Source organism: Massilia glaciei (assembly GCF_003011895.2).
Taxonomy (GTDB): Bacteria; Pseudomonadota; Gammaproteobacteria; order Burkholderiales; family Burkholderiaceae_D; genus Telluria_A; species Telluria_A glaciei.
In genome coordinates this window covers 1-14602 of the sequence record NZ_PXWF02000121.1, presented here as the reverse complement: position 1 = coordinate 14602, position 14602 = coordinate 1, and the positions used below count along the sequence as shown (strand labels likewise).

Annotated in this window: 12 protein-coding genes and 1 tRNA gene; 6 read left to right on the top strand and 7 right to left on the bottom strand. The window is 66.8% G+C overall.

What is annotated here, in order from left to right:
- The first annotated feature begins 36 nt into the window (after positions 1-36).
- Entirely contained in the window at positions 37-1038 is a 1002-nt protein-coding gene (locus C7C56_RS08695; RefSeq protein ID WP_106757041.1) for a class 1 fructose-bisphosphatase, read from the top strand.
- A 97-nt stretch (positions 1039-1135) separates the two neighbouring features.
- Positions 1136-1211 (top strand) — tRNA-Thr (locus tag C7C56_RS08690).
- Positions 1212-1520: 309 nt separating this feature from the next.
- Here the strand turns inward: C7C56_RS08690 and C7C56_RS28045 are convergent.
- Together C7C56_RS28045 and C7C56_RS30680 are read right to left on the bottom strand one after the other, a co-directional pair.
- Positions 1521-1832 carry a hypothetical protein gene (locus tag C7C56_RS28045; RefSeq protein ID WP_146204360.1) on the bottom strand — a complete coding sequence of 104 codons (312 nt, stop codon included), beginning with the start codon at positions 1830-1832 and terminating at the stop codon, positions 1521-1523.
- 169 nt (positions 1833-2001) lie between these two features.
- Positions 2002-2301 carry an energy transducer TonB gene (locus C7C56_RS30680; protein WP_370660190.1) on the bottom strand — a complete coding sequence of 100 codons (300 nt, stop codon included), beginning with the start codon at positions 2299-2301 and terminating at the stop codon, positions 2002-2004.
- A gap of 366 nt (positions 2302-2667) precedes the next feature.
- Between C7C56_RS30680 and C7C56_RS08680 the strand changes: the two genes are divergently transcribed.
- Positions 2668-4104 (top strand): App1 family protein phosphatidate phosphatase, encoded by a 1437-nt coding sequence (locus C7C56_RS08680; RefSeq protein WP_106757039.1) that lies wholly within the window; start codon positions 2668-2670, stop codon positions 4102-4104.
- A gap of 226 nt (positions 4105-4330) precedes the next feature.
- Positions 4331-4642, top strand: coding sequence for a hypothetical protein (locus C7C56_RS08675; RefSeq protein WP_146204359.1), 312 nt, complete (start codon positions 4331-4333; stop codon positions 4640-4642).
- Positions 4643-4657: 15 nt separating this feature from the next.
- Here the strand turns inward: C7C56_RS08675 and C7C56_RS08670 are convergent, their stop codons facing one another.
- Together C7C56_RS08670 and C7C56_RS08665 are read right to left on the bottom strand one after the other, a co-directional pair.
- Complete coding sequence (locus C7C56_RS08670) at positions 4658-4870, bottom strand: hypothetical protein (RefSeq protein WP_106757037.1); 213 nt, start codon at positions 4868-4870, stop codon at positions 4658-4660.
- A gap of 76 nt (positions 4871-4946) precedes the next feature.
- Positions 4947-5759 carry a phytanoyl-CoA dioxygenase family protein gene (locus C7C56_RS08665; RefSeq protein WP_219933127.1) on the bottom strand — a complete coding sequence of 271 codons (813 nt, stop codon included), beginning with the start codon at positions 5757-5759 and terminating at the stop codon, positions 4947-4949.
- Positions 5760-6175: 416 nt separating this feature from the next.
- Between C7C56_RS08665 and C7C56_RS08660 the strand changes: the two genes are divergently transcribed.
- A complete protein-coding gene (locus tag C7C56_RS08660; RefSeq protein WP_229458428.1) occupies positions 6176-6604 on the top strand; it encodes an ElaB/YgaM/YqjD family protein in 429 nt (142 codons plus the stop codon).
- 325 nt (positions 6605-6929) lie between these two features.
- Positions 6930-9344, top strand: a complete 2415-nt coding sequence (locus tag C7C56_RS08655; protein ID WP_106757035.1) for a catalase — start codon at positions 6930-6932, stop codon at positions 9342-9344.
- 96 nt (positions 9345-9440) lie between these two features.
- Here the strand turns inward: C7C56_RS08655 and C7C56_RS08650 are convergent, their stop codons facing one another.
- From C7C56_RS08650 to C7C56_RS08640, 3 genes are all read right to left on the bottom strand, one after another.
- On the bottom strand, positions 9441-12566 hold the full coding sequence (locus C7C56_RS08650) for an efflux RND transporter permease subunit (RefSeq protein ID WP_106757034.1): 3126 nt from the start codon (positions 12564-12566) through the stop codon (positions 9441-9443).
- Between the two features lie 9 nt (positions 12567-12575).
- Positions 12576-13760, bottom strand: coding sequence for an efflux RND transporter periplasmic adaptor subunit (locus C7C56_RS08645; protein WP_106757033.1), 1185 nt, complete (start codon positions 13758-13760; stop codon positions 12576-12578).
- A 77-nt stretch (positions 13761-13837) separates the two neighbouring features.
- Positions 13838-14602 (bottom strand): TolC family protein (locus C7C56_RS08640; RefSeq protein ID WP_181373078.1); only part of this gene is annotated, 765 nt, incomplete at its 5' end.

The following is a 14602-nucleotide window of genomic DNA, read 5'->3' as shown; positions in this document are numbered from 1 at the left end:
CAACAATACAGAATTAATAAACTATCAAAGGAAGTCATGAAACGCGTCAGCCTCACGCAATACCTGGTCGAAGAACAACGCCTGCACAATTCCATTCCGGCCGAACTGCGCCTGCTGATCGAAGTGGTCGCCCGCGCCTGCAAGACCATCAGCCACTCGGTGGGCAAGGGCGCGCTCGGCGACATCCTCGGCAGCGCGCACACCGAGAACATCCAGGGCGAAGTGCAAAAAAAGCTCGACGTGATCTCGAACGAAATCCTGCTCGAAGCGAACGAATGGGGCGGCCACCTCGCCGCGATGGCGTCGGAAGAGATGGAATCGATCCACCCGATCCCGAACCGCTACCCCAAGGGCGAATACATGTTGCTGTTCGACCCGCTCGATGGCTCGTCGAACATCGACGTCAACGTGTCGATCGGCACCATCTTTTCGGTGCTCAAGGCGCCGGACGGCATGGGCGAGCCGACCGAGGCCGACTTCATGCAGGAGGGCAGCAAGCAAGTGGCCGCCGGCTACGCCGTGTACGGCCCGCAAACCATGCTCGTGCTCACCACCGGCAATGGCGTCAACTGCTTTACCCTGGACCGCGAGATGGGCTCTTGGGTGCTGACCCAGCGCCACATGATGATCCCCGAGGCGACCAAGGAATTCGCGATCAACATGTCGAACCAGCGCCACTGGCACCCGCCGGTGCAGCGCTATGTCAACGAGTTGCTCGCCGGTACAACGGGGCCGCGCGACAAGGATTTCAACATGCGCTGGGTGGCCTCGATGGTGGCCGACGTCCACCGCATCCTCAACCGCGGCGGCATCTTCTTGTATCCGGCCGACATGCGCGACACGGCGATGCCGGGCAAGCTGCGCCTGATGTACGAAGCGAACCCGATGGCGCTGATCGTCGAGCAGGCGGGCGGGGCGGCGACCGACGGTCGCGGCCGCATCCTCGACATTCCACCGCACAAACTGCACCAGCGCGTGCCGGTGTTCCTCGGCTCCAAGGCCGAAGTCGAGCGCGTGACGCGTTACCACGCCGAGTAGGTCCCCCTCGCGTTTTTTGTTGAAAAGACAAAAAAACGTGAGAATGAGGATTCGCACTAGCAAAGTCGCGCCATTGTTTGCTAGAATACGCGTCTTCGCCGTTGTAGCTCAGTTGGTAGAGCAGCACATTCGTAATGTGAAGGTCGCCAGTTCGATTCCGGCCAACGGCACCAAGATTAGATTCAGAGATCCACGGAAAAACCCAGATAATTCCCCTCTCGTAGGGGGATCCTGGGTTTTTTTACGTTTGGGCTTGCGTTAGGGCCCGGCAAAACTCCCCTTTTCGGTCTACCTTTTACCAAAATTTGCCAAAAACTTTGGCAAAACCCTCGTTGTCCAAGGGGCGAGCCGATTTTAAGGCTGGTGAGATAAGCCGGTATCCGGAATAACCGACCCATACCGCTCTTGCCGCTTAACCATTTCAGCGAACTGCCGCGAACCACTGCTGGGCAGCGGCAAGACAGTAAAACTGGAGTGGCCGCTTATCGCGTACCGGAAGCTGCGGGAAGCTTAGATTTTCCTGCGGTTTTGTTTGCCTTTTCCACATCCTGACCAGTGAGCTTGCGGGCAGCGTCCGGATTTTTCGAAAGCTTGCGGTCATCGGTTGCGCAGACGGTGATCCACAATAGTTTTCCATCGGTCCCCGTTCCTACAGTGGCGTTGCGCATGAAATGTGACCCTGGCCCACAGCCTTGGTCTTTTCCTGCCACGTTAAAAATCCGTGCATGGCTGAGACTGGGTAGGAGCAAGGCGGCAGCCAGGCACAACGCTGGAATCGTCACGTTCAGTTTCATACAAACCCCTCCGATTTTTTGAAAAGTGTCGCTGTCGCGCGGCTAGCGTGCGCCGAAACAGTCTCAGTGTCAACCCACTGCGGCCATGCAAGTTGGACCGGATGTCGGCACGCTGCACTCCATGCCCACAGCGGTACCGACGGCCGATCTGGCCCTTATTGTTTTCTTATCAAGGTCGCCGGACCGATGCATAGCTCGCCACGTGACGACAAGACACAGCGCTAATCCCCGTGGCGAAGGTCGTGCGGGAGAAATTCTCAAGGGTTACGGCATCGAAAGTGCGGTTGGGCTCGGACTGCAATATCCGAATATTGCTTGCCCTTCCACTTGGTTCCAAGTCGTATCCAACGATAACAAACGCCCGGACCTCCCTGCCGCGCGCCTGCGAAGGCCAGTCCCCGGGCTCGACCGCGACTGAATTTAGAATGTGTTCCTTGCATGGCTGGTTGGCAAGGATCTGGGGAGGCACAAAATCCGGGGCGGGACCGGGCCCAGACGCTTGGGCGATCCCCGACAACAAGGCGAGGACAAGGATTTTTAGGGTAGTGGCTTTCAAGGTCGCTCCTCTGTGAATTAATCTGGCCACCAAAAGCTAATGGGGGCAGGGCGCATAGGCGCTTGGTTAAATTATAAATTTAACTTATTGTAATGCCTGTTGGCTGGGTATCGACTGTACGGCGAGAAATACTTTGAATGCAATAGAATGGCCAGCGCTCAGCGGCAGCGAGGCGCAGTGGGGCGTCGTCTGGCCAGCTTGCCGCCGCGATCCAACTGCGCGTTTGTGAATGGCCGGGCTGATACATAATGGTCGTCCGAATAATACTGGGACCAGCACATGCCGTTTGTGATTTTGACCCGCGCGGGATTCGACGACATCGTGTCCCGCGTCGGGGCCGGCGGCGCCGTGTTCCACCTCGCCCCGGGCGTGGCGTCCGACGCCGAGATCGCGCGCCTGCGCGCCGCCGGCGCGCGCGTCCATGTGCTCGCGGCGGTCGCCGATCCGGCCGTCCTGGCCGAGGTCGAACGCGCCGCGAGCGCGGCCGGCCACGATGGCGCGACCGTATGGGTCGAACGCCAGCTTGGCGGATACGCGCAGGCCGCCCCGGCCACGGGGCCAGTGCCCGCCGGTCCGGCGCGGGAGCGGGCCAACGCGGCGCCGCCGCGGCGCTTCGCGCGGGCTGCCGGCGTGTTGGCCCGCGCCGCGCTGCACCGGCTGCGCACGCCGCTGGCGCAACGCAAACTGATGTTGGTGCCCTACTTCGGCTTTGGCAACGCCGGCAAAATGTGGGTCAAGGGCCGCGTCCTCGACGAGGGCGCCTTCCGCGAACAAAGCGCCCAGGACAGCCGCTGGCGCAACCTGTTCGCGCTCTACCAAAGGCTCGAATCCGACGAGGTGGCCGGCGCCCGCGTGCGCGCCCATTTCCAGGGGCAAAGCCACGACACGGTGACCGACGCGGGCGGCTATTTCTCGTTCGAGATCGTGCCGCCGCAAGCGCTCGGCGGCGGCTGGCAGACGGTCGAACTCGAGCTCCCCGACAGCGGCGCCGATGGCGGCGCGCACGTGCGGGCCGGCGCGGAGGTGATCGTGCCGGCGTCCACGGCGCGTTTCGGCATCATCAGCGATATCGACGACACGGTGCTGTGGACCAATGTCACCAACAAGCTGAACATGGCGCTGATGCTGGCGCGCTCAAACGCGCACACGCGCAAGCCCTTCAAGGGCGTGGCCGCGTTCTACCGCGCGCTCCAGCAGGGCGCCGGGGGCAACGAGGACAATCCCGTGTTCTATGTCTCGAGCAGCCCCTGGCATCTGTTCGGGCCGCTTGTCGAATTTCTGCGCGTGCAGGCGATTCCGGTCGGCCCGTTGCTGCTGCGCGAGCTGGGCATGCGCGAGGTGTTCCATCTGACCAAGCATGGCAACCACAAACTCGGCAAGATCGACCTCATCCTGAGCTACTACCCGGATATGCAATTCGTCCTGATCGGCGACAGCGGCGAGCAGGATCCCGAGATTTACGCCGAGGTCGTCAAGCGGCATCCAACATCGGTGCGCGCGATCTACATTCGCAATGTGAATCCGGATCCATCCCGCATCGAGGCGCTCGACCGCTTGATCGAGGAGGTCAGCGCCACCGGCACCCAGCTTATCCTGGCGCCCGACAGCGTGTTCGCGGCGGCGCACGCGGCGGCCGAGGGATTGATTCACGTCGATCGGCTCGGCGCGGTCCGCTTGGGCAAAAAAGAGGACGAGAGCGTGCGGCCAGGCGTCTAATTATTTGAGGTATTTACAGAAATGTCGCGCTTTTGGCAACGTCAATTGCACAAAAACTAATTATATTGTTTTGAAGTTACTTTTGCTGCCATTTGCGATATACTTCTCCGTTGTAGGAGCTGGACTACAGGCATCCTGTCGACTTTGTTCCACAATTTCCAGCGCGCCCCAATCCTCCGGACAATGCAGAGCGTCCTTCACGGGGTAAACCACAATAAATCGAGTCATGCAAATCATTACTTCTATCGCACGCTATCTAACTGGATGGAAACGTTTCGATCCGCAGTGGCTGGTGGAGTTGGCAAGCGAACAGCACGAGGACAAGAAGTGGCTGGCGGAGTCTTTTGGCGCGATCACGTATGCGCAACGGGTGGGCACGTCGCGGGTTTTCTTTGTCACGCGCAGGAATCTCAACAAACCCGGCGCGCCGTGGCAGTTCGACCACAAGATATCACTTCACGACCCGAACAAGCACGGTCAGATCGAGGTCTATGTGCTCAAGGATAAACGCGTCGGCGGCGTGCGCTACCTCGGTTAGGCGCGGCCGGCCTCGCTACGCGACCGCCGCGCAGGCGGGGCATTTGACCAGCCCCGTGTGGCCGGTCTTCCACCCCTGTTGCGCGGCCTCGCTTGCCGCGCGCCGCGCCCACTCTTCCATCGGCTCGTTGGCGAGTTCGTCGAACTCGAAATGCGCGCGGCAGCCGTGCGACTCGCAGGCCAGGAAGGTCTGGCAGTAGAGCATTTCGTGCAGCAGCTTGTCTGTCATTGGTGGCACTCGGGTCGCTGGTGGCCGCGTTCGCGGTGAAGTCCACCATTATAGGGCGTGCCCCAAGCGGGCACCCTCATCCCTTCGAACCCATCAGCAGTCCCTCGATCGTGTGCGCCTGCACCACGGGCGTGAGACGGTCGACCACGCGGCAGGCCAGATGGCGGCGCACTGCGTCGGGCAGGCGCGCGTGGAAATCGGCGCTCAGCTGAAGGTCGTGCTTGTCGGCGTTGCGCGCGTCGGGCGCGTCGACGCCGAGCACGAACACCGGACGCGCCCGCGCCGACCGGTTCTCAGTGCCGCGGTGGATGGTCAACGCCGAACGCGCGGAAATGTCGCCCATCTGCGGCAGCTTGCGCTGGCGGCGCGCCTCGTAGCGCGGGGCCAGCGCCGGCGGCGGGAACATCGGGTCGGCGCCGGGCCAGGCGTCCCATTGGGTGCCGGGCGCGATTTCGAGCGGCCCCATGTCGTCGGTGACGTCGACCGTGGTGATGTTGAAGGCGAGCGAATTGAGGCGGCGCCCGACCAGCGTTTCGGGCGGCGCGGCGAAGTCGCGGTGCCACGGCTGGCGCATCGCGCCCGGGCCCGGAATGTCGAAGCCCGCCTCCACCACCTTGTAGTCGGGGCCGAGCACGGCCTGGCACACCGCCACCACCCATGGATGGGTGACCAGGTCGAGGAAGCCGTGCACGCGCTCGGGGTGAATCTCGACGTAGTAGCGGTTCGGCCCGCGCGCGAGCACCCCGCCAGGGCGCTCGCGCGCCTCGGCGAACAGCGTGGCGATGTCGGCGCCGAGGCGCTCGACCCAGTCGTGCGCGAAAGCGCCCTCGCAGGCGATGATCCCCTCGCCGTACAGCCCGCCCATGATGTCGGCCACATCGTATGCCATCCCCGGTCCCCTGAAATTTGCGAAGTTCATATAAGACCGCCGTGCGTCAAGAAAGTGCCGCCAATCAGTTAATTTTTCCCTGAGGATGGCGGGCGGGGCCGCCGCCGCCAGTGGGTGGACGCCGCCTGCGCGCGCGATCAACGGCTCTGTTAGTCACCGCACGGTGAAGGCGCCGCAAACGTTATATTTTTTGTCTTCGATGCAATCTTGTTGCGATCGGATCGCGCGGGTTTTGCAACGCGGCCGGGCTGTCCGCCGTTGCGCGCGGCCGCCGTTCTGGCGATTGACGCAGCGCAGATGGATTCCGGACCCGGGTTTTGTTTTATGGGGAATCGGGGAACAATGGCCGACGGTCGAGGATCCCCTCACGCCGCGTTGATGGTCATTTTTAAGTGGAAACTACAAGGAAACTCATCATGGATAATCAAAAATCGAACGACGGCAACGCCCGCGACCTCAATCGCGAGGGCGCGGGTGCGAGCATGGGCAAGGACCAGGGCAGGGAGTCGGGCAAGGACTTCGGCAAGGACATCACCAAGGACATCAATAAAGACATCGGCAAAGGCGCGTCAGACCTGCACAAGTCGATCGACAAGGCGGCCGACGCCGTCCAGCCGGCGGTGGCCGGCATGGCCGAAAGCGCCCATGCTGGCGTCGACAAGGTCTCCAACGCCCTGAGCGGCGCGTCGCGCCGCATGGACGAGAAAACCCGCCAGCTCGCCGATGCCTACAGCCACTTCACCGAAACCGGGCGCGACTACGTGCGCTCCAGCCCCGCCACCTCGGTGCTGGTGGCGCTCGCGGCCGGCTACACCCTGTCCAAGCTGTTGAACCGGCGCCACTAAAAGGCGTAACCCAAGGCGTAACCCAAGGCGTAACCCAAGGCGTAACCCAAGGCGTAACCCAAGGCGTAACCCAAGGCGTAACCCAAGGCGTAACCCAAGGCGTAACCCTGTTGTCGTCCATGTCTGGCCGGCCGGCGCGCGCCGGCCGGCCAGACATGGACGCCCGCGCGCGCGGCAGCCCCATCGTCGTGCGGTTTCCGGCCGCAGCCGCGAGGGCGCACATAGGCCCATCCCCGTGGCCCATCCCCGTCGCCGTTTTCCAGATTCACCGACCGCGTCCGCACCCCCGTGCGGCGCGCCATAATCATCAATTGAGGATTTACTTATGGTTACACGCAAAAAGAACGGCCAGGGCGTCGCTGGCGCCGGCTCCGTGCTCAGCACCGTTGCGGGGCCCTCGGGCGCGCAGCCGCCGGCCAGCCTCGGCAGCAAGAACGCCGTCGCCGCGCGCCTGTTGGCCAAGACCGTCGGCAGCCAAGGGCTCGCCGCCGCCATGCCGTTCAACCCGAACAAGGCGGGCGAGTACGGCGACGCCGCGCGCACCCCGGCCCAGGGCGCCACGCACGCGCCGGCCGACCCGGCCGCCACCGGCAGCACCAGCACCGAAACCATCGCCTCGGCCAAGCTCGGCAAGGGCCAGCCGGCGCCGGGCGGCAACCCGACCACCGATCCGCTCGACCGCGTGCGGGTCGACGCCGCCGGCCAGCGCCTCACGACCAACCAGGGCGTGCCGGTGGCCGACAACCAGCATTCGCTCAAGATCGGCCTGCGCGGGCCGACCGCGATGGAAGACTTCATCCTGCGCGAAAAACTGACCCATTTCGACCACGAGCGCATCCCCGAGCGCGTGGTGCACGCGCGCGGCTCGGCCGCGCATGGCTATTTCGAGTGCTACCGCGAGCTTGGCGCCCTGACGCGCGCGGCGCCGTTCGCGCAGGCCGGCAAGCGCACGCCGCTGTTCACGCGCTTTTCGACCGTGGCCGGCGAGCGCGGCTCGGCCGACACCGTGCGCGACGTGCGCGGCTTCGCCGTCAAGTTCTACACCGAGGAGGGCAACTGGGACCTGGTGGGCAACAACATCCCCGTCTTCTTCATCCAGGACGCGATGAAATTCCCCGACCTGGTGCACGCGGTCAAGACCGAGCCGCACCACGGCATGCCGCAGGCATCGAGCGCGCACGACACATTCTGGGACTTCGTCTCGCTCATGCCCGAGTCGACCCACATGCTGCTGTGGCAGATGTCGGACCGCGCCATTCCGCGCAGCTACCGCACCATGCAGGGCTTCGGCGTGCACACCTTCCGCCTGGTCAACGCGGCGGGCGAATCGCAGTTCTGCAAATTCCACTGGACGCCGATGCAGGGCACCCATTCGCTGGTCTGGGACGAGGCCGCCAAACTGACCGGCGCCGACGCCGACTTCCACCGGCGCGACCTGTGGGAGGCGATCGAGGCCGGCCAATTCCCCGAGTGGGAGCTGGGCCTGCAGGTGTTCTCCGAGGAGCAGGCGGCAAGCTTCGCGTTCGACGTGCTCGACCCGACCAAGCTGGTGCCCGAGGAACTCGTGCCGCTGCTCCCGGTCGGCAAGATGGTCCTCAACCGCAACCCGGACAATTTTTTCGCCGAAACCGAGCAGGTCGCGTTCTGCACCGCCCACATCGTGCCCGGCATCGACTTCAGCAACGACCCGCTGCTGCAGGGGCGCATCCACTCCTATCTCGACACCCAGATAAGCCGCCTCGGCGGCGCCAACTTCCACGAGATCCCGATCAATTCGCCGATCGCGCCGGTGCAAAACAACCAGCGCGACGGCATGCACCGCCAGGCGCTCAACCGCGGGCGCGTCAACTACGAGCCCAATTCGCTCGGCGGCGGCTGTCCGTTCCAGGCCGGCGCCGCAGGCTTCACCAGCTTCCCCGAGCGCGTGGCCGAGGACAAGGTGCGCGGCAGTGCCGAGCTGTTCGCCGACCATTATTCGCAGGCGCGCCTGTTCTACGAGAGCCAGAGCGCGGTCGAGCAGAACCATATCGCGGCCGCGTTCCGCTTCGAGCTCACGCGCGTCCAAACCCCCGCCGTGCGCGCGCGCGTGGTCGCCGCGCTGGCCAATGTGCATCCGGTGCTGGCCGGCGCCGTCGCGGCCGGGCTCGGCATCGAGATCCCGCCGCCGCTGCCCTTGGCGACCGATCGGCCGATGCCCGAATACGCGCCGTCGCCGGCGCTGTCGCTGTTTAGCCGCCCGGGCCAGACCGGCATTCGCACGCGCAAGGTCGCGCTGCTGGTGGCCGACGGCGTCGACGGCGCGATGGTGCGCGAGGTCTATGCCGCCTTGTTGGCCGACGGCGCCGTGCCGCGCCTGGTCGGCGCCAGGCTGGGCCGGGTCGAGGGCGTCGACGGCAGCGAGCTCGACGTGGAAATCACGTTCGAGGCCGGGGCCTCGGTGCTGTACGACGCGGTGGTGGTGCCCGACGGCGAGTTCGGGGTCGCGGCGCTCGGGCGCGACGCCGACGCGCTCGACTTCGTGCGCCAGCAATACCGGCATTGCAAGCCGATCCTGGTGCTCGGCGCCGGCGCCGGCCTGCTGCACGAGGCCGGCGTGCCGCCGGCGCTGCCCGACGGCGGGGCCGACCCGTCGCTGATCGGCGCGCACGGCGAGGACCTGGCGCAGGCGCTGGCCGCGTTCAAGGAGGCGCTGTCGCGGCACCGCAGTTTCGGGCGCGAGACCGATCCGCCGCCCGTGTGAGGCCGCTGTGAAACCTTGGCGGAAACGGCGATGAAAAAAAGGCCGGGCAGCGTTCGCTGACCGGCCTTTTTCAATGCGCCTTGGCGCCGCCTTGCCTTAGTGGTTTTGCGTATGCAACTGCGTGGTTGGCTTGGCGAGCGCGACCTGGGCGGGCGGCTTGCCGCGCATCTTGCGCATCAGCCGTCCGAGCAGCTGCTCGAGGTCGTCGATGTAGGTGAACACGGCCGGCACCACCAGCAGGCTGAGCAGGGTCGAGGTGATCAGGCCGCCGATCACGGTCACCGCCATCGGCGAGCGGAAGCTCGGGTCGGCGCCCCAGCCGAGCGCCAGCGGCATCATGCCGGCGCCCATCGCGATGGTGGTCATGACGATCGGGCGGCTGCGCTTGTGGCAGGCGTCGACCAGCGCGTCGAAGCGCTCCATGCCGGCCTGGCGCGCCAGGATCGCATAGTCGACCAGCAGGATCGAGTTCTTGGTCACAATGCCCATGAGCATGATCAGGCCTATCATCGACGGCATCGACAGCGCCTTGCCGGTCAGCAGCAGGGCGACGAACGCGCCGCCGATCGACAGCGGCAGCGCCGCCAAAATGGTGATCGGCTGCATGAAGTCCTTGAACAGCAGCACCAGCACGCCGTAGATGCACAGCACCCCGATCAGCATCGCCACGCCGAAGCTGGCGAACAGGTTGGCCATCTCCTGGGCGTCGCCGAGTTCGGCGATCTTGACCGACGGCGGCAGGTTGTTAAGCGACGGCAGGGCGCGCGCCTCGGTGTTGACCTCGCCGAGCGAACGGCCCGACAGCTCCACCTCGAGCGTGACGTTGCGGCTGCGGTTGAGGCGGTCGATCTGGGCCGGGCCGCTCTCCATGGTGATGCTCGCCACGTTGGCCAGCATGACCGGGCCGTTCTTGCCGGGCACCATGAGCCGCTCGAGCGCGGACAGGTCGGCGCGCACCGCGTCGGGCAGCTTGACCCGGATCGGCACCTGGCGCTCGGTCAGGTTGAGCTTGGTGAGCGCGATGTCGTAGTCGCCGGCGGTGGCCACCCGCACCGTCTCGCCGATCGCCGCCGCCGTCACGCCGAGGTCGGCCGCCTTGGCGAAGTCGGGCCGCACGATGATCTCCGGGCGCACCAGCGAGGCGCTCGAGCCGACGTTGCCGATGCCCTTGAGGGTGCGCAGCTCGCGCTCGACCGTTTGCGCCGCCGCCGTCAGGGCCAGCGGGTCCTCGCTGCGCAGCACCAGCTGCATCTTGACGCCGGTGTCGGGCGGGCCGACGTTGAACTTGGCGCCCGGGATCTGGTCGAGCCGGGTGCGGATCTGGCGCTCGATCTGGTCGAGCGACTCGTCGCGGTCGGTGCGGTGCACGGTGGTCAGGGTCAGGATGGCGCGGCGCGCCTCGGCCGCCGCGCCGGGGGCGAAGGCGTCGCCGCTGGAGCCGCCGCCGATCGAGCTGAACACGCCCTTGACGCCGCCCACCTGCATCGCCGCCAGGCGCGCGCGCTCGGCCACGGCGCGCGTCTCGGCCAGGGTCGAGCCGGGCGGCAGCTCGAGGTTGATCTGGGTCTGGGCGCGGTCGGCCGGCGGCACGAAGCCGGTCGGCAGCAGCGGCACCAGCGCGATCGAAGCGGCGAAGAACAGGGCCGAGGCGAGCGCCGTGACGTGGCGGTGGGTCAGGCACCATTTCATCGACGCCATGTAGCGCCGCATGACCCAGCTGTCGGTTTTCTCGCCGAGCTCCTTGGCCGGCTTGAGGATGTAGGCCGCCATCATCGGCGTGAGCAGGCGCGCCACCATCAGCGAGGCGATGATCGCCAGCACCGCGGTCCAGCCGAACTGCTTGAAGAACTTGCCCGGCACCCCGCCCATGAAGGCGGTCGGCAGGAACACCGCGACCAGCGCGAAGGTGGTCGCGATGACCGCCATGCCGATCTCGTCGGCCGCCTCCATCGCCGCCTGCATCGGCGTTTTGCCCATGCGCAGGTGGCGCGAGATGTTCTCGATCTCGACGATCGCGTCGTCGACCAGCACCCCCACCACGAGCGCGAGCGAGAGCAGGGTCACGGTGTTGAGCGTGTAGCCGAAGTAGTAGATGCCGAGGAAGGCCGGGATCACCGACAGCGGCAGCGCGGCCGCCGCCACCAGCGTGGCGCGCCAGTCGCGCAGGAACCACCAGACCACCAGCACCGCCAGGATCGCGCCCTCGTAGAGCAGCTCCATCGAGCCGGCGAAGTTCTCCTCGACCGGGAAGGCGTTGTCGATGACCTCGGTGAGCGTCACGTTCGGGTGTTCGGCGCGCAGCGTGGCGACCGCCTCGCGCGCGCCGCGTGCGACGTCGATCTCGCTCGCGCCCTTGGTCCGGAACACCTCGAAGGCGACCACGGTCTTGCCGTCGTGCTCGGCCAGCGAGCGCGGTTCGGCCACGGTGTCGGTCACGCTCGCGACCTGGTCGAGCCGCACGCTGCGCCCGCCCGCAAGCGGAATGTCGAGCAGCGCCAGTTCGGCGGCGTTGCCGACGGTGGCGATGGTGCGCACCGATTGCTCGGCGCCGCTGACGTCGCCGCGCCCGCCGGGCGCCTCGCGCTGGACCTGGCGCAACTGGCGCGACACCTCGACCGCGGTGACGCCCAGCGCGGCCATGCGCTCGTCGTCGAGTTCGATGCGCACCTCGCGCGAGACGCCGCCCACGCGCTTGACCGCGCCGACGCCCGGCACGCTGAGCAATCGCTTGGCGACGGCGTTGTCGACGAACCAGCTGACCTCCTGGTTGTCCATGTTGGCGCCGGCGGCGGCCGCGGTGAAGGTCATCACCACGCGCCCGGCGGTCGAGGCCTTGGTCACGGTCGGGTCGCGCATCTCGGCCGGCAGGTCGGCCTTGACGCGCGCGACCGCGTCGCGCACGTCGTTGACGGCTTCGGCGATCGGCTTTTCGAGCACGAATTCGACCGTGACGTTGGCCACGCCGTCGAGCACCTTGGTGTAGATGTTCTTGACGCCTTGCAAGGTGGCGACCGAATCCTCGATCTTGCGCGCGACCTCGGTCTCGAGCTGGGCCGGGGCGGCCCCCTCGAGCGTGGCGGTCACGGTCACGATCGGCAGTTCGATGTCGGGGAAGTCCTGCACCGCGTTGGCCTTGTAGGCCATCAGCCCGGCGAGGCTGAGCAGCACGAACAGCATGATCGCCGGGATCGGGTTTTTAATAGACAGGGATGAGAAATTCATGGCGTGTCCCTACTTGGCCGGCGGCTTGGCGGAGGGCTTGGCGGACGGCACCCCGGCGGCCACGTTGCGCACCATGTCGCCGTCGTTGAGGAAGCCGGCGCCGCTGACGACCACCACCGCGGCCGGCTTGAGGCCGGAGACGATCTCGATCTGGCCGTCGATGCGGCGCCCGGTCTGCACCTTCTGGCGCGTCACGCGCTGGTCGGCCCCGAGCAGGAACACGTAGCTGAAGCCGTCGCGCACCGCGACCGCCTGCTGCGGCACCGTCATCGCCTGCGTTGTGCCGAGCTCGAAGCGCCCGCTGGCGAACATGCCGGCCTTGAACGGCGCGTTCTGGCCGGCGCTGGTGGGCAGGTCGACATACACCAGCGCGGTGCGGGTCTGCGGGTCGATGGTGGGCGCGATCATGCGCACCTTGCCGGTCAGCTCGCTGCCGTTGGCGGCCTTGACCCGCGCCGCCATGCCGGGCGTCAGGCGCGACAATTCGGCCGCGGTGACCTCGGCGCGCCACTCGAGGCGGCCCTGGCGGATCATGCGGAACAACTCGGTGCCGGGACCGGGCACGGCGCCCACGGTGGCGCTGCGCGAGGAGATCACGCCATGGTCGGGCGCGAGCACCCGGGCGTGGTTCAGGCGCACCTGCTGCACCGCCAGCGTGGCCTTGGCGGCGGCGATGCGCGCGTTGGCGGTCTGCTCGGCCGTCATGTACTGGCCGATCTGCTGGGCGCTGAGCGCGCCGGAGCTCTGCAGGGTGCGCGCGCGCGCCGCGTTTGCGGAGGCCTCGGCGGCGGTGGCCTGTGCCTCGAGCAGCGCGGCGCGCGCCTGCGCCACGTCGGCCTGCACCGACTCGGCCGCGAACACCGCCAGCACCTGGCCTTTTTTGACCACGTCGCCGACGTTGGCGCGCACCTCGAGCAGGCGCAGGCCGCTCGACTCGCTGCCGATCAGCGCCTCCTGCCACGCGCTCACGTTGCCGTTGGCGGCCAGCTTGACGGGCAGGCTGGCCGGCAGCGCGCGCGTGGTGGTGACGGTCAGCGCCGGCTTGACCGCGGCCGCGGCGTTTTTTGGGTCCGGCTTGTCGTCGGCGGCGATGGCGCCGATCGAGGCTGCCAGCACCACGGCGCCGGCGACGGCGAGCGACAGGCGCTTGCGGTTGAGCGTGCCGGTGGGCACAGGGAAAATCAGCTTGTTCATATTGTTTTATCCGTTCGGTTCAATGTCGCGAGTTCGGTGTCAAAGATTCGGTTCGATGTCAAAAATTCGGTTCGATGTCAAAAGTTCGCTTGGTTCGCGCCGCGGGTCCAGCCGCCGCCGGCCGCGCGGTACAGCGCGACCCAGGCCTGGTTGCGTTCACGCTGCAGCGTGACGGCCGCGTTGTCGGCCGCCAGGCGCAGGCGCCGGGTCTCTTCGAGTTCGATCAGGCCCGCCATGCCGTTCTTGTAACGGTCCTCGGCGGCCTTGAACGCGCGCTGGTAGCCCTCCAGCGCGACCCGGGCGTCGGCGATGCGCGCGGTGCTGCTGTCGAGGTTGACGAGCGCCTGCTCGACCTCGCTGACGGCGCGGCGCGCGCTGGCGCGGTAGTTGACCACGGCCGCGTCGTAGCGCGCGCCCGCCGCGTCGACGTTGGCGGCGAGCCGTCCGGCGTTAAAGATCGGCACGGTCAGCGCGAGCGGGCCGATGCTCCAGGTGTCGAGCGCGACGCTCTCGCCGCCGCTGCGGAAGTTGGCCAGCCCGACCGAACCCTGCAGCGCCAGCCGCGGATAGCGCTGGGCGCGCGCGGCGCCGACATCGGCGCTGGCGGCGGCCACCTCGCGCTCGGCGTTGAAGACGTCGGGGCGCTGCGCCAGCACCTGCGCGGGCAGGTACGCGATCGTGAGCGGCGGCGCCGGCACAGCCGCCGCGCCGGCCAGCCGGGCGCGCAGCGCCGGCTCGCCTTCGCCGGTGAGGGCGGCCAACGCCTTGATGTCGAGCTCGCACAGGGCGCGCTGGCCGGCGACGCGGCCGCTGCCCTCGGCGGCGCTGGCGCGCGCCAGCGC